Annotated in this window: 19 protein-coding genes; 6 read left to right on the top strand and 13 right to left on the bottom strand. The window is 38.8% G+C overall.

The features are described from left to right. Positions 1–35: 35 nt before the first annotated feature. Genes GS400_RS05245 through GS400_RS05235 form a run of 3 tightly spaced genes read right to left on the bottom strand, consistent with a single transcriptional unit; the run spans position 36 to position 2,395 of the window. Complete coding sequence (locus GS400_RS05245; protein ID WP_160099665.1) at positions 36–917, bottom strand: RluA family pseudouridine synthase; 882 nt, start codon at positions 915–917, stop codon at positions 36–38. An 18-nt stretch (positions 918–935) separates the two neighbouring features. After that, positions 936–1,736, bottom strand: a complete 801-nt coding sequence (locus GS400_RS05240; protein ID WP_160099663.1) for an NAD kinase — start codon at positions 1,734–1,736, stop codon at positions 936–938. 35 nt (positions 1,737–1,771) lie between these two features. After that, positions 1,772–2,395 carry a GTP diphosphokinase gene (locus GS400_RS05235; RefSeq protein ID WP_160104519.1) on the bottom strand — a complete coding sequence of 208 codons (624 nt, stop codon included), beginning with the start codon at positions 2,393–2,395 and terminating at the stop codon, positions 1,772–1,774. Between the two features lie 332 nt (positions 2,396–2,727). Here GS400_RS05235 and GS400_RS05230 point away from each other — a divergent pair, with 332 nt between their 5' ends. From GS400_RS05230 to GS400_RS05220, 3 genes are all read left to right on the top strand, one after another. Next, positions 2,728–3,309, top strand: coding sequence for a CYTH domain-containing protein (locus GS400_RS05230; protein ID WP_160099661.1), 582 nt, complete (start codon positions 2,728–2,730; stop codon positions 3,307–3,309). Between the two features lie 152 nt (positions 3,310–3,461). Continuing rightward, positions 3,462–3,860 carry a globin domain-containing protein gene (locus GS400_RS05225; RefSeq protein ID WP_160099659.1) on the top strand — a complete coding sequence of 133 codons (399 nt, stop codon included), beginning with the start codon at positions 3,462–3,464 and terminating at the stop codon, positions 3,858–3,860. A 2-nt stretch (positions 3,861–3,862) separates the two neighbouring features. Continuing rightward, entirely contained in the window at positions 3,863–4,753 is an 891-nt protein-coding gene (locus tag GS400_RS05220; protein WP_370519752.1) for a ClpXP adapter SpxH family protein, read from the top strand. A gap of 334 nt (positions 4,754–5,087) precedes the next feature. On the opposite strand, the gene pepF is transcribed toward GS400_RS05220, so the two are convergent. Together pepF and GS400_RS05210 are read right to left on the bottom strand one after the other, a co-directional pair. Next, entirely contained in the window at positions 5,088–6,890 is a 1,803-nt protein-coding gene (pepF, locus tag GS400_RS05215) for an oligoendopeptidase F (protein WP_160099657.1), read from the bottom strand. A gap of 192 nt (positions 6,891–7,082) precedes the next feature. Further along, a complete protein-coding gene (locus tag GS400_RS05210; protein WP_160099655.1) occupies positions 7,083–8,246 on the bottom strand; it encodes a competence protein CoiA in 1,164 nt (387 codons plus the stop codon). Positions 8,247–8,421: 175 nt separating this feature from the next. On the opposite strand from GS400_RS05210, the gene GS400_RS05205 reads away from it, so the two are divergent. Then, positions 8,422–8,649: a hypothetical protein gene (locus GS400_RS05205; RefSeq protein ID WP_236561154.1), complete on the top strand. Its 228-nt coding sequence runs from the start codon at positions 8,422–8,424 to the stop codon at positions 8,647–8,649. Positions 8,650–8,942: 293 nt separating this feature from the next. On the opposite strand, the gene cls is transcribed toward GS400_RS05205, so the two are convergent. Both cls and mecA read right to left on the bottom strand, forming a co-directional pair. Further along, a complete protein-coding gene (gene cls, locus GS400_RS05200; RefSeq protein WP_160099651.1) occupies positions 8,943–10,454 on the bottom strand; it encodes a cardiolipin synthase in 1,512 nt (503 codons plus the stop codon). A 151-nt stretch (positions 10,455–10,605) separates the two neighbouring features. Next, the gene (gene mecA, locus GS400_RS05195; protein WP_370519751.1) at positions 10,606–11,361 is read right to left on the bottom strand and encodes an adaptor protein MecA; all 756 of its coding nucleotides are present in this window, start codon (positions 11,359–11,361) and stop codon (positions 10,606–10,608) included. A 287-nt stretch (positions 11,362–11,648) separates the two neighbouring features. Between mecA and GS400_RS05190 the strand changes: the two genes are divergently transcribed. Beyond that, complete coding sequence (locus GS400_RS05190; protein ID WP_160099649.1) at positions 11,649–12,314, top strand: TerC family protein; 666 nt, start codon at positions 11,649–11,651, stop codon at positions 12,312–12,314. A 341-nt stretch (positions 12,315–12,655) separates the two neighbouring features. On the opposite strand, the gene spxA is transcribed toward GS400_RS05190, so the two are convergent. Together spxA and GS400_RS05180 are read right to left on the bottom strand one after the other, a co-directional pair. Next, complete coding sequence (gene spxA / locus GS400_RS05185) at positions 12,656–13,051, bottom strand: transcriptional regulator SpxA (RefSeq protein ID WP_027448080.1); 396 nt, start codon at positions 13,049–13,051, stop codon at positions 12,656–12,658. 354 nt (positions 13,052–13,405) lie between these two features. Next, positions 13,406–14,002, bottom strand: coding sequence for a GNAT family N-acetyltransferase (locus GS400_RS05180; RefSeq protein ID WP_160099647.1), 597 nt, complete (start codon positions 14,000–14,002; stop codon positions 13,406–13,408). Between the two features lie 185 nt (positions 14,003–14,187). On the opposite strand from GS400_RS05180, the gene GS400_RS05175 reads away from it, so the two are divergent. Then, complete coding sequence (locus GS400_RS05175) at positions 14,188–14,349, top strand: hypothetical protein (RefSeq protein WP_236561153.1); 162 nt, start codon at positions 14,188–14,190, stop codon at positions 14,347–14,349. A 64-nt stretch (positions 14,350–14,413) separates the two neighbouring features. On the opposite strand, the gene GS400_RS05170 is transcribed toward GS400_RS05175, so the two are convergent. The 4 genes from GS400_RS05170 to opp3C all read right to left on the bottom strand — a co-directional run bounded on the left by GS400_RS05170 (position 14,414) and on the right by opp3C (position 19,029). Continuing rightward, positions 14,414–15,652, bottom strand: a complete 1,239-nt coding sequence (locus tag GS400_RS05170; RefSeq protein WP_160099643.1) for a putative glycoside hydrolase — start codon at positions 15,650–15,652, stop codon at positions 14,414–14,416. A 231-nt stretch (positions 15,653–15,883) separates the two neighbouring features. Beyond that, positions 15,884–16,813, bottom strand: a complete 930-nt coding sequence (locus GS400_RS05165; RefSeq protein ID WP_160099641.1) for an ABC transporter ATP-binding protein — start codon at positions 16,811–16,813, stop codon at positions 15,884–15,886. Further along, complete coding sequence (locus GS400_RS05160) at positions 16,810–17,868, bottom strand: ABC transporter ATP-binding protein (RefSeq protein WP_160099639.1); 1,059 nt, start codon at positions 17,866–17,868, stop codon at positions 16,810–16,812. The genes GS400_RS05165 and GS400_RS05160 overlap by 4 nt, the downstream gene beginning before the upstream one ends. Positions 17,869–17,886: 18 nt before the next feature. After that, positions 17,887–19,029: an oligopeptide ABC transporter permease gene (gene opp3C, locus GS400_RS05155; protein ID WP_160099637.1), complete on the bottom strand. Its 1,143-nt coding sequence runs from the start codon at positions 19,027–19,029 to the stop codon at positions 17,887–17,889.

The following is a 19,029-nucleotide window of genomic DNA, read 5'->3' as shown; positions in this document are numbered from 1 at the left end:
TATTGTTTGGGAGGTGGGTGGGTTCTCTCAGGTCTCTACAAAATATCCCTCAATAAATTCATATCCTCAGGGCTTTCAGCTTCAATCTCAATAGTTTCCTTACTCGAAGGATGAACAAACGAAATCGAACAGCAATGCAAAGCTTGCCTCTCGATCTCCCCCAACTTTCCACCATACATGGAATCTCCGAGCAATGGATGCCCTATATGTGAAAAATGTACACGTATCTGATGGGTGCGTCCTGTCTCAAGTCGTACTTGAACCAATGACCGCTCCCCAATGCTTTGAAGCACCTGGTAATGGGTAACAGCTAACTTACCCTCTTCTAAATCAACCATTCGTTCAATAATGGATCCAGGCTTTCGCCCAATTGGATAACGGATTGTGCCTTCCTTTTCCTTTAGCTGCCCTTCAACAACTGCTAAATAAGTTCGGTGAATTTCATTATTCTCTTGACCCCTACCTAAAATAGAGTGGATATATCGGTTTTTGGCTACTAACACAATCCCCGATGTATCTCGATCAAGCCTTGTAACGATATGAGCTGTAGATTGAATTCCTTGTTGGTCATAATAGGCCATCAACCGATTCGCCAACGTGTCCTCTAAGTTATGAATAGAAGGTATTGTGGCAAGACAAGCAGGTTTGTTTAAAACAATGGCCTCATCATCTTCATACAAAACCTCAACCGGCTTATGAACGGGTTGCAAATGTCTCCCTCGTTTTTCTGGGGGAAATCGAACTTCTAACCGATCACCTTCCGCCAAATAAGAACGTACTGTAACAGGATTTTCGTTCAATAAGATTTGGCCTTCCATTTTGACTGTTTTCACTAACGAACGTGAAAAAGCTCGTACAGACATTAAGTAGTCTCGTACGAGCATGCCATCCTGTTCTTCTTGAATGATCCACTTCAACGCGATGGCCCCTTTCCTCTACTGCTCATCCGTAATAAACGAGTCATGAACTCGTTTCCAGAATGGAAATGGACGGAATCTTGCAAAACGGACTTTCTCTCGGGCTACCCGGCATTGAATAGACTTCACATCAGAATATTGACGCGTAATGTGATCTAGTGTGATCATAAAGCTCCGATCATGCAGTGGTTTTAATAAACAAGTGTGATGTTTAGGTAAAATCAAGGGAGATCCCACTGTACGGAAAACACGGTTGTTGATGGATGCCATTTCTGTAATTTGTATCGCTTCTAATGATGGATGAATTATGGCGCCACCAAGGGCTTTGTTATACGCAGTACTTCCAGAAGGGGTTGAAATACATAATCCATCTCCACGGAAGGTTTCAAAATGTTCACCTTTAATCTCGACATCAAGTACGACAGAACCTTCTGCCGTTTTTACAGAACATTCATTAAGTGCTAAAAAGCGATCTTCTTCCTCATCCCCTTTTGGACGAATCGTAATTTCAAGTAATGGATATTCCACCACTTGAAAAGGTGTACGAGCAACTTCGATAATAAGCTTTTCAAGTTCTTTGGGCATCCAATCCGCATAAAACCCTAAATGTCCTGTATGTACACCAATGAATGCAGTTTTATCCAAGCGGTGGATATACGTATGAAACGCCTCTAATAACGTCCCATCTCCTCCAATTGAAATAACTAAATCGGGTTCTTCATCATCCAAAACTAAGTTAAATTCAGTTAAGTAATTTTTCATTTTCGCTAATATTTCATCTGAAACTGAATCGCCTTTTGATGTGAGTGCATATTTCACTCTCATTACCCCCTCTTCGTTTCTATAAATTGCTTTCAAGAATCATCTTCTGATTCATCATCGTGCTTATGTCTGAATATAGCTTGTGCTTCTTGAATTTCATTTCGAATTTTAGACATTTCTTCATCAAGCTGAAACGCTGCCTCTGATGCTCTCTTCAAACGAGATTGAACATCTATAGGAATTTGTCCACTGTACTTATAGTTTAAAGAGTGCTCATTTGTAGCCCAAAAATTCATCGCCAACGTACGGATTTGAATTTCAGCTAGCAACATCTTCTCTCCATGAATGGTTTCAACAGGATACTCAATAATGACATGAAAAGAGCGATAACCGCTATCTTTCTTTTTTGTAATGTAATCCTTTTCTTCAATAATCTCAAAATCTTTACGTCTTCTCAGCATATCGACAACGGTGTATATATCATCAACAAATTGGCATACAACGCGCAGGCCTGCTATATCCTGGATTTCATATTCGAGATGGTTATGAGGTGTTTGTTTCTTTTTTGCCTTGGATAAAATACTTTTAATAGGTTTTACCCGACCTGTTACGAATTCAATCGGCGAATGCATGGAACCATATTCATACTGGGCACGCATTCCTCTTAGTTTTACTTTAAGTTCATCTACCGCCTGATTGTAAGGCGCTAAGAACATATCCCAATTCACTATTCCGGCACCACCTTTTGTCGATCCAAACGTGTATCGATCACGCAATATTTTTCATGAAATCTTAGTTGGTCTCCATATTTTCTGATAAGACCAAATACTGCTTCAGCGCTTATGACGATTAGAATTAAGGCAAAAGAGTATTCTTTTGTTTCCCTTATCTTGCTGCGGTTTACTCCAGCCCATACATCGCTAAATTCGCGCTTATGCTTTAGCTTCAATTGTATCACAAATAGAAAAAATGGATAATGATTGCATTATCCTTTAACATCATCAATAATAGGTACGGCTAAATCGAACGTTTTATTGGAGGAATCAGCATGTCACAAGAGATTGAAATTGAATTTAAAAATCTTCTAACTGAAACGGAGTATGAGCAGTTAACAGAGGAACTACCTTTTAATACAGATAACCGCTTCACCCAAACCAATTACTACTTCGAGACAGAAGAATTTGATTTAAAAGAGCGTGGTTGTGCGCTTCGCATCCGTAAGAAAAAAGACTCCTGGACAGCAACTTTAAAAGAGCCTCATGTTGATGGCTTGCTTGAAACGCATGATACCCTTACCGAGGAAGAAGTTCGTGCTTGGATGAACGACGCACCATCCCCAGCACCTAACATCGAGTTAAGGTTGCAAAACATGGGGCTTTCGTTTTCTGATGTCCAATTTAAAGGGGCTCTCATCACAGAACGAATGGAAGTACCTTATCAGAATACGCTACTCGTCCTCGACCGTAGCCATTATAACCAACAAACTGATTATGAGTTGGAGCTAGAGGCTAAAGAAAAAGAACATGGTGAGCATGTTTTCAATGAGATTTTAGAGCAATACTCGATCCCTAAAAGAGAAACACCGAATAAGATTCAACGCTTCTTCTCAACTGTCTCAAAATCATATTAATTGAGTTTTTGTTCAAAGCGTTGCTACAATATAACAAAAGTCAACGCTGCCGATAGGCTAGCTACAATAAAAAAATTATGAACACCTTTTTCTAGAAAAATGACAAGTATCGTGAATGATTATGATAAATATGACGTGAAAGAGGACTGCATATGAACGATTATCCAGGCACTTTATACGAAGCTATTGGAGGATCTGCAACAATTCATCATTTAGTTGAGGCCTTTTATGCAAGGGTTGCTGAACACCCTGATTTATATCCGATTTTCCCTGATGACCTGACGGAAACGGCGCGGAAGCAGAAGCAATTTTTAAGTCAGTTTCTTGGTGGTCCCGCATATTACACCGAGGAGCACGGGCATCCTATGTTAAGAGCCCGACATTTACCGTTTGAAATTACTCCTTCCCGTAAAGACGCCTGGTTAGCATGTATGAGTGAGGCATTAGAGGAAGCAGAAGTTGATGAACCCTTTAGAAGTGCCATTTTTGAAAGGCTAACCCACACTGCTCAACACATGATGAACACACCAGAAGACAGGAAAGGAGAATGACCGTGAGTTGGAAAATGACTGGGGACCAAAACAACACGAATGAAACTTCAAATGCCCAGTATGGTTTTTTCGACCTTTTAAATAAGCCGGTAGAGATCTATGTCTTTATCGATCCCCTTTGTCCTGAATGTTGGTCTTTAGAGCCTTTTCTTAAAAAGCTCACGTTGGAATATGGACGATATTTCACGATTAGACCAATCGTAAGTGGGAAGCTCACCTCCTTGAACGCTGAAACATTTGAGAAACCTGAAGATTTAGCGAAAGGATGGGAAAAGATAGCTTCTCGAACTGGGATGAGTTGTGACGGTGACCTCTGGTTTGAAGATCCAATTTCCTCTCCTTGGCTTGCAGCTTTAGCCATTAAAGCAGCTGAATTACAAGGTCGAAAAGCTGGGGTGCGCTTTTTACGTAAGGTACAGGAATACCTTTTCTTGAATAAACAAAATGTTTCAAAGGAAGACGTATTACTTCAGTGTGCTAAAGATGCGAAGTTGGACATCGACGAGTTCAAACGTGATTTAAAATCCGATTCAGCCAAAAGAGCACTTCAATGCGATCTAAAACTTACACGTGAAATGGACGTAGACCAAATCCCTGCCATTGTATTGTTTAATCAACAGGAAGAGGATGAGGGATTGAAGGTTACAGGGTTATATCCGTACGATATTTATGTAAGTGTTTTACAGGAAATGCTTCAAAAGTATCCTAAGCCAGCTTCGAAACCGACATTAGAAGAGTTTTTACAACATTATGGATTTGTTGGCTCTAAAGAAATATCCGTCGTCTTCGATTGGTCGGAACAAAAAACAAAATGCGAGATGAAGAAGCTTCGTCTCAAACAAAAAGTTGAAGAATACCCCGTTAAATACGGTACATTCTGGCGCTATATTTAGGTGTTCTCTCGCTTGTTGAAAACCAACAAGTGATTGGACATCTATTTTTTATGGGCGAGCATATACTTAAGTAAAAAGAGTTTATGGAAGGAGCGATGGTTATGAAGTGGATCCCTATTTTTTGGCTCGTTATGACTGTGTTAGCTTTCCTTTTTAACTTGCTTGGGATGATGAGGCTTGTTCCATTTATACTTAGTATGCCGATTTTATTTGTTTCGATTTACTTCACAATTTTTAGTTTTACACATCGGAAATCCTTTCGGGGATTGCGATAAAAAACTCTGTAAAACAGAAAAGCTGCTCCCCCAATGAGGTGAGCAGCTTTTCTTTTATTTTATTCTTTTACTAATTTCTCAAATTCAGCAAGCTTTTCTTCGAATACATCAAGAGCTGCTTCGATTGGATCTTTCGATGTCATATCTACTCCAGCATGCTTCAACACTTCAATTGGGTAATCGCTACTTCCCGCTTTTAAGAAGCCTTTGTAACGCTCAACTGCTGAGTCACCTTCTTTAAGGATTTGGTCCGCTAATGCTGTTGCTGCGGAGTATCCTGTCGCATACTGATAAACATAGTAGTTGTAATAGAAGTGAGGAATACGAGCCCATTCCAGGCCAATTTCGTCATCCACTACGATATTTTTACCGAAGTACTTTTCATTTAAATCATGATAGAGTTCAGTCAGTTTATCAGCTGTTAGGGCTTCCCCGTTTTGTTCACGCTTATGAATATCATGCTCAAACTCAGCGAACATGGTTTGACGGTACACCGTGCCACGGAAGCCTTCTAAGAAGTTATTAAGAAGATAAAGTTTACGCTTTTTATCTGTTGTTTCTTTTAGCAGATAGTCATTTAACAATGCTTCATTACACGTTGAGGCTACCTCTGCTACGAAAATCGAGTAGTTTCCATAACGATAAGGCTGATTATTCGTTGTATAGTAGCTGTGTAAGGAATGACCTAGCTCGTGAGCTAATGTAAATAAGTTGTTCAGGTTATTTTGCCAATTCATCAGGATGTAAGGGTTTGTACCGTAAGAACCTGAAGAATACGCTCCACTACGCTTTCCTTTGTTTTCATCCACGTCGATCCAGCGATTTTTATAACCTTCTTTAAGAATGTTCGTGTATTCTTCCCCTAATGGCTCAAGACCTTTTAACACAAGCTCCTTTGCTTCCTCATAAGGAATGTCCATATCAACATCCTGCACAAGATCCGCATATAAGTCATACATATGAAGCTCATCAAGACCTAGCACTTCTTTACGTAATTCTACGTAGCGATGAAGAGCTGGTAAGCGGTCATTAACAGCTTCAACTAAGTTATCATACACTTTTTCAGGGATATTGTTTTTATCTAACGCAGAATGGCGCGCAGAATCATAGTTACGAATATTTGCTGAGAAGTTATGCTTTTTTACTGCCCCACTCAATGTTGAAGAAAACGTATTCTTGAACTTACCAAACGTGTCATACATCGCTTCGAAAGCTGCTTTACGTACGGAACGATCTTTCGACTGTAAGAAGCGAATGTAGCGACCATGTGTAAGGTCTACCTCATTTCCCTCTTCATCTTTAATTGTTGGGAATGTTAAGTCAGCGTTATTCAACATACCGAATGTTTGAGCTGGATTCCCCATTACTTCACCAGCTTGTGCTAGTAATGCTTCCTCTTTTTCACTTAACGTGTGAGGACGGCCTCGTGTAATTTCATTTAATGCGTGCTCGTACAACTTCAGCTCTTCTTTTTCTTGTAAAAACTTTTCAACCGTTCCCTCTTCCATTGCAAGAATTTCAGGATCAATGTAACTCATGGCACTTCCTACTTGAGTTAGTAGGTTCTCAGCACGAGTGTTCATTTCTTGGTAATGGGAATTGGTCGTATCTTGGTCGTAGCGCATGTGTGCGTATGTAAACAATTTGCCGAAACGAGACGCTACCTCATCTTGGAGTTTTAATAGGTTATATAGTGTATCTGCTGATTCATGTAATTTACCCTGATACTCTGTAATTTGTGGAACTAGTTCTTTTACTGCGTCATACTCTTTATTCCAAGCCTCATCAGACTCAAAGATATCTTCTAATCTCCATGTGCGTTCCTCTGGTATCTCTTCGCGTTTAGGTAATTCTTTAGCCAAGTCGTACTCCTCCTTTTATCTTATCTTCTTCCATACATTTCTCTTTCGAAAGCCGAAATACCTTCTTTTCAAGAAAAAATGTTATAAGATTTATCGTTATCTATTATATACGATTCTAGATTGAACATGCTAAGTTTGTGATGTGCAACAACGCTTTGAATTTAAATCTTCAAAGCGTTGTTTTTGTACCTTTTACTCAAGCGTCTCCGACAACTTTTCCATCACCTCTCGATCTTGTCTTAAAGCTTCTGGAACAGATGTGGGAAAAGGGACATCACACACTTTCTTATACATCCCTTCTTGTTGAAACTCTAGTACACCTAATGCACACAGCAAATCTGCATATTCCTTCAATGGCTCAAAGGTATAGCGAATAAGTGGAAATGATCTTTGTTGGGAAGAAAGTTGTTTAGAAGATATAGAAATGGTGTCTCCTACTTGCACAGGATGGAGTTGGTCCACTAACCATCTTGTTTGCCACACAGAAGGCACGGGAGATAATGAAAATTGAGATTGCACAGGAAGATGTGTATAAGCGGGTAACGTACTTGGGTGAAGACGGTTGATATACAACCAGTGGCGAAACTGTATATCGTTTGGATTTTTTGAATGTCCTACTGGGCTTTTTCGGAGTTTTTGCTTTTCCCGTAACCAATAAGCACATAAAAAAGAGGGTGTGATATTTCTTTTAGGTGAGATGAGTGAAGAAAGGTTTAATTGGGAAGCTTGCATAAAGCTTAGGGACCCTAGCATTTTAGTTGTACTGATTGAATAGGGGTTCTGAAATACTGCAAATTGTCGAGCGTTGGAACAGTAGAAAAATAATGATGGGGGATACTGATCATGGAATTGATGAAAGAAAAGTTGTTCAAAAGGAGAAAGCGATAAGGTGTGTGGTTTTTTACGGTTTAATAAATTTCCTCCTAAGATCCATAAAGGAATGATCTCTTCATTATGATATCCAGCTATTCTTTTTTCGATTATTTCCGAGGAAATACGACAGCATTGATATTCGATTGCGATCCGTTTCCTTTTTGCTTTAACCAGAATGTCTGGACGTTGCTGAATTGATGGAATATAGCTCTCTAACTCCACCTCGTACCCTTGTTGTTTTAACCAGGAAAACAACTGCAGCTTACCGAGTTCATGATAGGGTCCTTCTCCTCCTTTTGCAACGCTACAATTTGAACCAGGACGATGCGCATAATGTGGAAGCATCCGAGGACCGGCTTTGATCATAACCTTCTCTCGACAGCTTGGACAATAATACGAATTGTCTCTCATTAGCTCAATATGTTTTTTGGACTGGCTATACAATAATATGGATTGTCCATGTCTATCTAATGCTCTAAGCAATAGATCACCTCCTCCCTTTTTATTCTCCTCACAGTCATAAATTCCTTCTTAAAAACAAGGATATGTTCAATTAATGTTTTCGGTTTTGGGATTGGAAGTTATTCAGCAATATGGCAGTTATGTTGAATAAGCTTGTGCGGAGTGGTTCCGTTACGTTTATGCAGATCGGCGGGCTGTGGAACGGAACCGCAGTGATATGGAGAGGAGATGCTTACGGACATCAGTTCCGTTATTTGATCTTAATATGACTTTTATGAAGATCTTACGGACATTCATTCCGTTATTTGCTTCAAATCACCTTGAAAAAGCCCATTTTGTCACAAATAAGGTACCATATGTCCGTAACGACTCTCGAAATGCCTTAAAAGTTCAAAATAACGGAACAGATGTCCGTAACGTTTAGAGCTCAAGTAACTAGGGTCCGTTAATCTCCATAAAAGCAAAAGGGTGAGGGAAACGGCAAACTCCCGCGGTAGAAAGGGCAGATGAGACTCCACAGAGAACGGAGTGAACGAGGAGGCTCAGCTGGTCTTCCGCAGGAGTATTGCCGTTTCACTGAACCCCTACCTCTCATAAAAGCAACGGACTGCTCTCAACTTATCTCGATTCCAAGTCTTCCGTATTAGGGGCTATAATGATTCACCAACTAATCTCTATAATAACCAAAACAAAAAAGCTCTCTTATAAAAGAGAGCTTTACAATAACGGTGATAATAATCGTGAAGTTGATTCCAGCATTCGTTTCCATATTGGTCTTTTTCGGAACGTTTCAAGCACGATTTCCTCTGAACAAGTTAGATCATTTAAATAATCATTTACTAGCGTGTGTGTGCTCTTTGTGCGGTATAAGAATGCATTGACTTCAAAGTTCAAATGAAAACTTCTCATGTCCATATTGGAAGTACCTATCGAAGCTAATTCACTATCAACAATCATGATTTTCCCGTGCATGAAACCTTCTTTATAAGCAAAGACTTTAATCCCCGCTTCCAATAGCTCTGTAAAATAAGAACGAGATGCATAATAAACAATGCGTTTATCAGGGCGATTTGGGACAAGAATCCTTACGTCGATGCCGCTTAATGCTGCTACTTTTAACGCTTCTAAAATATCATCGTCTGGTATGAAGTATGGAGAGGCAATCCAAATCGAATGCTTTGCCGATACAATCATGGAAAAGAAAACATGCTTTATAACTTCCCATTCATTATCCGGTCCACTCGCAATCATTTGGACCCCACCTAAACCTTCATAATCAACTAGGGTAGGTGATAAATATTCGGATGTTAAGTGGGCATGGCCTGTCATGTAATACCAGTCTTGCAAAAAGATCAATTGCAAACTTCTTACTGACTCACCTTTTACATATAAGTGCGTATCGCGCCAAAAACCAAAGTAAGCGTGCCGTCCTAAATATTCATCTCCAACATTTAACCCTCCGACAAACGCAGCATCCCCATCAACAACTACGATTTTTCTATGATTTCGAAAGTTAATCTTGTTGTTTAAAAACGGCAATCGCACAGGAGAGAACGGAACAACTTCAACCCCTGCTTCTTTCATTTCTTGTTTGTAGTCGTTTGATAACTTCCAACTACCAACTGCATCATATAAAAACCGTACCTCAACACCCTCTTGAGCTTTTTCAATCAGAATGTCTTTTATCTCTTTACCAATTTCATCATGACGGACAATATAATATTCCATATGAATGTGGTGCTTTGCTTTGCGTAGTTCATGGAGTAACCAACGGAACGTCTCTTCTCCATTTGTTAATACTTTTGTTTCTGTATTGAACGTTATAGGTGAATGACCAAGTCTTTGAGCTAGACGAAACAAAAGCTTTTGGTGATCTCCCATTTGAGCCATTTGTTCGTGTTCGATATGTTGATCCCCTTCAATTTTGCGAAAAGCTTGCTCATCTAGCTCGCCTTTTTGTTGGAACATTTTCCGTTTACGATAGTTCTGACCAAATATAATGTAAAAGAAGAAGCCTACTATCGGAAAAGCAGCCAATACAAGAAGCCAAGTTACTGTCTGAGAAGGTTGGCGATTCTCAAAGAAAATTAAAATCCCAATAAATACAGCAGACATTGTAAAGAGAATGGAGATTGTACCAAGAAGCCATCCCTGCCAGTACTGTTGCGTTAAATATAAAGTTGTTAATACAAGTGCCAAGAAAACTAAGACTTGAATCCGTTTGAACATAAGCGTGTTCCTTTCTAGTGATACCATACTTTTTAAGCTATATATATGTACCAAATAAATAACATGTTTCTCTTTCATTTTACATTCATCATTGGGATTAACCAAGAAAAACGCGGCAACCTCTTACTTGGTTGCCGCGTTTTTTATTGCTTTACTTCTCTGGGAAGTAGTGACTTAGATTGTTTAACGCATCGGATGGGAATATGACTTTCCCATATTCGGCTAAGCGATGAACAGTTAATTGTGATTCATGACCAAATTCAAGAACTTGGCTTAGCACATTTTCTTGTTGCTCATCTGTCAATACACCATCAGGGAATTGTACGAATAAATAGTACGTTCCTTCATAATGATATAATTGATCATCAACATAGCTATTGTTTTGGAAGTAATGACTGAGCTGAATTACATGTTCGAAGTCTTCGAATCCGATAACAAATGATAAAGGTGCTGTACTTTCGGATTCAAGTTCTTCGCTTTCATCCTCTTCCTTACCTTCTTTTGATTTGCTTGATTCAGAATCTAACATAGCCTCAAGTTTTTCATCCATTGGCATATCAATGGTCTTACCATCCTCAGATGGTAACTCTAGCTTATGTCCATCCTTCGAAATCTGGGCTTTGGTTACCACTATTTCTAGGCCTTTATCCATAGCCTGTACTTGAATCCATAATGGACCGTCTATATTAAAATCTTCTTCGTCGTTCACTTCATCCATCATCTGCCAGAAGAGCTGTTCACTTTTATCTCTGTTGTACCAGATCTCTTCACGGTCAAACCCACGATCTTCAATATCCATATAAGATACATAAAACTTCACGGTGTTCTCATTAATACGTTCGATTTCCATTGAACTCGCTCCCTTCTGTTCGTTTATTTTAGGTGGAAGGGATAACTTCACCTTCATATCATTACCTCTTTACTATTCACCTTACCCTAATATGGGTAGTTTCAACCATTCGATGTGCTTCATGTTTGATGTTCTTTGTTATTATTTTATGATACATGAAGGCATATTGAAAATAGAATTGCTCAATATGATGAAAAACAAACGAATGACCTACTTCAGTACTCCTTGACATCATTATCCCCTTCGACTATATTGAGAAAGTCGAGGCTATAATCGTCTAGAGTTAATTTTATATTGTATCTTATCTTACTTTCTTTGTCACTAGGGATTAGGAGGTTTTTTTCGTGGATTGGGAGATTATTCAGTCGATCCTTATCATCATTGGGATTGACATTGTGTTAGGTGGAGATAACGCCATTGTAATCGCGTTGGCCAGTCGAAACCTACCAGAGCACCAACGTAACAAAGCAATTTTCTGGGGAACAGGCTTAGCAATTGGTATTCGCGTGCTACTTACAGCGGTAGCTGTTTACTTATTAAAGATTCCATTCTTAAGTCTAATCGGTGGCTTACTACTTATTTACATTGCGGTTAAGTTATTAACGGATCATGATGATGATCCAGATATAGAAGCCGGCGACAGTCTCATGAGTGCCATTAAAACAATTGTATTTGCAGATCTTGTTATGGGATTTGACAATGTACTAGCCATTGCAGGTGCAGCACATGGTAACATTTGGTTAGTTGTAATTGGTCTTCTTGTTTCTGTACCAATTATCATTTGGGGAAGTAAGTTAATCCTTACTCTTATGGAGAAGTTTCCTGTGTTGGTCTATATCGGATCAGCGATTTTAGCTTATACTGCTGCTGAGATGATTTTAGGGGAGAGGAATTTAGAGTCCTTTTTCCATGAATACGCTTCTTTAGAGTGGATTATACCTATCGCAACCATTGCATTCGTACTTTTACTTGGTTATTTCTTTAACAAACGTAGTACTAGTGAGGCATAAATCTATTAATTTATGAAAATGTCTAGGTGAATGAGTTGCTTAGACATTTTTTATTTGAAGGGGTACTTTACTATAGCCCCCTATTGGTGAAGACTTGGATTTGAGATAATGCGGGACAATGCAGGGGGCTAACCGATGGAATACAGTGCCTACCCGACGAAAAGCAGCTTCTACCCGGCAGAATACAGTGCTTAACCGAAAGCCCCTAGCCCTCTTCTCAAACGCAATGCCCCCCTTTCATCAAAATACATTATTCCAGATAACTACCAATTAACGGAATTAAATAATATTATAACCAAAAAACCACTGCACCTATGTAGGCAAAGGTGCAGTGGTTTTTATTAGTTCACTAGACGCTGAGCTTCTTGTAGTTGGAAAGAACGTACTTTACGAGGTAGGAAGCGACGGATTTCATCTTCGTTATATCCAACCTGTAAACGCTTTTCATCAACGATAATAGGTCTTCTAAGTAGACCAGGATGTTCTGTAATCATATCAAAAAGATCTTTTAACGGAAGCTGATCTAAATCAACATCCATCTTCTGAAATACTTTCGAACGGGTAGAGATAATTTCATCCGTTCCGTCCTCTGTCATACGTAAGACTTCTTTAATCTCATCAATAGACAATGGCTCCGAGAAGATGTTACGTTCTTGGAACGGAATATCATGTTCCTCTAACCATGCTTTTGCTTTACGACATGATGTACAACTTGGAGAAGTATAAAGTGTTACCATACAATCTTCACTCCTCAATTTTTTAAATTTATAAAAAATGTATTCTTTTAATCACTTATTAGATTAAAATAAATGTAATGTAGCTATGCTTAAATTAAGTATACTACATTTCCTCCAAAAACGATAGGTATAGAAAAAAATATAATTTTTCTGTAACAAAACTTATACAAGGCCTAATATATATGTACATTTCCCCGTGAGTATTCTCAATAAACTTCTTTTTTTGATAAATATCGATTTTTTCTAACCTATATGTTCTATTTCCTTATACGTAAATATTACCCTTAAGGTTTCAAAATAAAACAAAAAAACAAGCAGGTGGCTTTAATAGCATCAACCTGCTTGTTTATTTTGTTATTTTGCTTTTTCTGGTTCCTCTAAAGCACTAAGGATATCTCCCATATCCCGGTCATCATCTAACGTTAATACTTCTTCTACAGGCTGGTAGGACTTTCCGTAGAGCTCTTTATCCTTGTACGTATGAATATTTTCATACATCTCTTTCATCTTCTCGTAAATGGATTCTTCAGGTTCGTGTTCTGGGGACCAATAGAGGATTTCCATATGGTTCAGTTCATTGGTTGCAAGGGAACGTCGTGAATAACCAATGGACTGTGCGTGTTCGAACCCTTCTTTCTGGTAGAATCGGAGGCGTTTCTCAGTGTCAGTATCATCATAATCAACCGGTTCGACCTCAAGGATAATTGGTTTCCCTTTAGCCTTCAGTTTTTCAATCAGTTGGTGCCCAATTCCTTGGCCTCGTGTTTTCGTAGAGACCCATACATAATCAATAAAGATAAAGGAATCAAACTCGGCGTACATGAGTACATGATTTTCACTTTCATCTTTTCTGTACACATCGCCTTTTTCTTTTAGTAGCATTTCCATATGCTCGCGTGACTTCATTTCCTCTACCGGGAAATACTTATTCAGCTTCTCATACCAATTCATTGATCTACTCCTTTTTGTGTAGTCTCTATCATTATAACGAAATTTCACTCTTTTGTTAAATTTCAACCAAATATATCAATTTCACGTCAACTATACCCCACCTTTTCATATATATAAACATAAGCTACAATAGCATTAGATACACAAGGAGGCGATGATCCCTGAGTAGCTTAATCTTGGATATGATGTTAGTCGGTTTTTCGATCATTGGATTGACAGCATTCCTGGCCGTAATCGTACAAGGAATTGGACAAGGACTATTTGGACGAAATCAACAAGATGAATACCTCAGTAAATCGAGATCCTTTCAAACGCATTGGCGCGGAATTGGCGGAAAAAAATCATGATAAAAAGCCTACCACTTAACATTCTAGTGGTAGGCTTTTTCGTTTTGCAGTATTTTATACTCGATTATGATTCTTTATCTAAAGGTGTATAATCAACATTTTCCGAGTAAGAGTTCAATGGATTCCATAACAAGAACTCTTGAATGCCATTTTCATTAAGGGCACGGATTTGAGCCTCTACATCCTCTTTATCATAATATTTTGTAGGTTCGTTATAGTATAACCAAGGTGCACTAAAGTCTTGAATCCACGGACGAGAAGTTGGTGGATCTTCAAGCTCACCTAAACGCTCGTTTTCAACTTTCGCATACTCTGTAACCAAACGATAAGGCTCTTTATCAGGGAATGGGATGCCAAAGTACGATGTCCAGTGTGATGGATAAATCATGGAAGATATCACATCTACGTTTTTAGAGATTTTAGTGAAGTTTTGACCAATTCCTGGTGCTTCAGGTATAGTCGCTGAATAACCAAAAATATCTACAGATACATCAACACCATAATACTCTAATTCTTTTCTAGCATACTCAACAAAATCTGTGACTGCTGTTACTCGTTTTTGTACATCGTCTAATTCTAGATCTTTATATTTTCCTTGATCATAATTTAAAACGTCATCCCGTTTTTCGAATCCTTCTGGGAAACGAACGTAGTCAAATTGGATATCTTTAAAGCCCATTTTAGCGGCCATCTTAGCAACTTCAACGTTGTAGTCCCATACCTCTTTTAGGAATGGGTTTACAAAAGACTCGCCTTTACCATTTTCCCAAACCTGACCGTTCTTCGTAAATGAAAGGTCTGGACGTTTTTTAGCTAATTTAGAATCCTTAAATACTACAACTCTAGCAATTGGATAAATATCATGCTTCTCTAACGTTTTTAACACTTCTCTTACATCTTTGATATAGTTAATGCCCACATCCTCATAAGGAGAACCTTCTTCTGGTTTAAATGTTAAAATGCCGGCATCTTCTTTAATATCAATGACCATACTATTTAGATCTGTCTCATCAACAAGCTTCAGTAATTTTTCAAAACGACTTCCACCCGCACTTGGACCAGTAACATAAATGCCTCTAACCGCATCTGGATATTCAAAATCAAAACCAGAATCATAGACAAAACGTGGTACTGGGTCTGGTAATTCTCTAGATTGAAGTTTCATTTGATTACCAGAATGAAAGACTACTTTTTGTACTTTCGTTTCTTCATCTGACTGTTTCGCTTCCGTATGTAACGGGTAAACAAGACTAACTAGGAGAATTCCTATGAGGGACAAAATCTTTAGTTGTTTTTTCTCCATACACGCATCGACTCCTGAATTTTTTTGATTTACTTCCATTATAAAAGAGAACAAACACCTTTTGGGAAAGATTTTTAAATTTTTCCTTATCTGTATATAAAATAAGTCCTTTGACTTAACTCTATGTACTCCATGATCTAACTTTACCACTATTTTCAAAACAAAAACCTAAATATGGAAATTCGATGTTTTAAATAAGCCTCACCTTAAGAAAAGATGAGGCTTACATTATTATTTAATTTCTTTTTTGTACTGTTCAAATTCTTTCGTTGTACACAGTACCCAGTGACCTGGTTTCACTTCACGGAACTCAGGCTCTTCACTTGTATCATGCTTAGATGGATCGTAATTGAAACGTTGGCGGTTACGCTCATAGTCAGGATCCGGTAATGGAATTGCAGATAGAAGGGATTGCGTGTAGGGGTGCAAAGGATTCTTATACAACTCATCACTATCTGCTACCTCAACAAGCCTACCAAAGTACATTACACCAATACGGTCAGAGATGTATTTTACCATGGATAAGTCGTGAGCGATAAACAGGTAGGTTAACTCTTTTTCTTGCTGAAGCTTTTTCAATAAGTTAACAACCTGCGCTTGAATGGATACGTCCAACGCAGAAATTGGCTCATCCGCAATAATGAAGTCAGGGTCAACAGCTAAAGCACGTGCAATACCAATACGTTGACGTTGACCACCACTGAACTCGTGTGGGTAACGTTGTGCGTGCTCTTTATTTAGACCAACTGTTTCAAGTAATTCATGAACTCTAGCTTTTCGAGCTTTGTGGTCTTTCGCCAGTCCATGAATATCTAATCCCTCTGCAATGATGTCCTCAACCGTCATACGAGGGTTTAGGGATGCATATGGGTCCTGGAAGATCATCTGCATTTTTTGGTTGAACTTCTTCATTTCATCACGGTTTTTCTTTCCGTGTACATTCTCACCATCAAATAAAACTTCACCGTCTGTAGCGTCATAAAGACGAATAATCGTACGACCTGTTGTAGATTTACCGCAACCAGACTCACCTACAAGTCCGAACGTTTCCCCTTTATAAATATCAAATGTCAGACCATCAACAGCTTTAACGACACTATGACGACCTGTTTTAAAATGTTGTTTTAAGTCTTTAATCTCTACTAATTTTTCCTGGCTCATGCGTTATCACCTTTTTCTGAGGCGCCAGTGTTTGCAAAACCTTGCATACGTTTCTTAACAGATTCAGGTGGCTCAACTTTTGGCGCATTTTCGTGTAATAACCAAGTTGCTGCGTAATGGGTATCTGAAACTTGGAAGAATGGTGGTTGCTCTTCTTCATCTATTTTCATTGCATACTCGTTACGTGCAGCAAAGGCATCTCCTTTTGGAGGGTTTAACAAGTCTGGTGGTGTACCAGGAATGGCAAATAATTCACTTTCTTCATCATCTAGTGTAGGCATAGAACCTAGAAGCCCCCATGTGTATGGGTGTTGAGGATTATAGAAAATATCATCAACAGTTCCTAGTTCTACAATTTTACCTGCATACATTACGGCTACACGGTCTGCAACGTTTGCAACAACACCTAAGTCGTGTGTAATGAAGATGATCGAAGTTTCTGTTTTATGCTGTAAATCTTTCATAAGTTCTAAGATTTGAGCTTGAATTGTAACGTCAAGGGCCGTTGTTGGCTCATCGGCAATTAACACTTTTGGATTACAAGCTAGTGCAATGGCGATTACAACACGCTGACGCATACCACCAGAGAATTGGTGAGGGTATTGGTTAATACGTGCTTTCGGATTCGGTATACCAACCATTTCCAACAATTCGACAGCACGTTTTTTCGCTTGAGAACGGCTCATTTTTTGGTGTTTAATAAGCCCCTCCATAATCTGGTTTCCAACTTTCATCGTTGGGTTCAAGGACGTCATAGGGTCCTGGAAAATCATAGATATATCGCGTCCGCGAATTTTTTGTAATTGGCGTTCGTTCATTCTGGCTAAGTCTTTACCTTCAAGCAGAACTTCACCTTGTTTAATTCGTCCTGGTGGTTGCGGGATCAGACCCATTAAGGCTTTTGTTGTAACAGATTTACCTGATCCAGACTCACCTACAATGGCTAGTGTCTCCCCTTTTCGAAGTTCAAAGCTAACACCACGGACAGCTTTTACTTCTCCACCATATGTGTCAAATGATACATGTAGATCATTTACTTCTAGTATATTTTCCATTATTCAACACCTACCTTTCTACTCACGCATCTTCGGATCAAATGCGTCACGAAGACCGTCTGCCACAATGTTAAATGCAACCATTATTAAGGAAATAATAATCGCTGGATAGATCATCAAGTATGGGAATGTTTGAAGGGATTGGAAACCTTCATCAATTAACGTACCTAATGATGCCACCGGTGGCTGTAAGCCTAATCCGATAAAGCTTAAGAATGCTTCAAAGAATATTGCACCTGGGATCGTAAACATCGTATTAATCACAATTAGGCCCGTTACGTTTGGAACTAAGTGTTTCATTATAATACGAGAGTCAGAAGATCCTAAAGTTCTAGATGCAAGAATAAACTCCTGGTTCTTTAACTTCAATACTTGCCCACGTATGATACGGGCCATCGGTATCCAACCGGTTATGGTTAAGGCAATTGTGATTGATAATATACCTGGACTTAGGATTAATATCATCAAGATTACAACTACAAGGTTCGGAATACCAACCAAGATCTCAATAATACGCTGCATGTAGTCATCGACACGCCCACCGTAGTAAGCAGAAATACCACCATATGCTACACCAATAACCATGTCAATAAAAGCAGCTAACACTGCAATATATAATGAGATTTGTGTACCTTTCCAAACACGTGTCCATTGGTCACGGCCTAATGTATCTGTACCGAACCAGAAATAGTCATCTTCAAATCCCTGGTTTGCATACACATCGAATTCAGCGTCAACAATAGCTGGTTCACCATTTGAACCATCGTTAACAACTGTCATTTCAATATTTTCTTCATCACGCTTAAAGCGATTTATAGCTCGCTCTTTTGCCTCTTCTAATGTTGGAGCTTCAAATGTTCTTTCCATGGTTCCTTGGAAGGGTAACCAATCAACATTTTCAAGACCTTGAACCTTTGGTGGTAATTTAGAACGAATCAAGTTCTGGTCATCAAATCCATAGTCATTAAAAAACGGAGCAGCTAACGCCATGAATGTGATGAAAATTAATACCCATACTCCAATAAGAGCACCCGTATTTTTCTTTAGACGCATCCAAGAATCCTGCCAAAAGGTTAAACTAGGTCTACTAATTTTTTCGCTGGTGTCATCTTCCCTTTCTAAGGGAACAAATAAGTCTTTATCGTAATCTTTGTTAGCCAT

Source organism: Pontibacillus sp. HMF3514, from assembly GCF_009858175.1.
Lineage (GTDB): Bacteria > Bacillota > Bacilli > Bacillales > BH030062 > Pontibacillus.
This window is presented reverse-complemented; position numbering and strand designations above follow the sequence as displayed.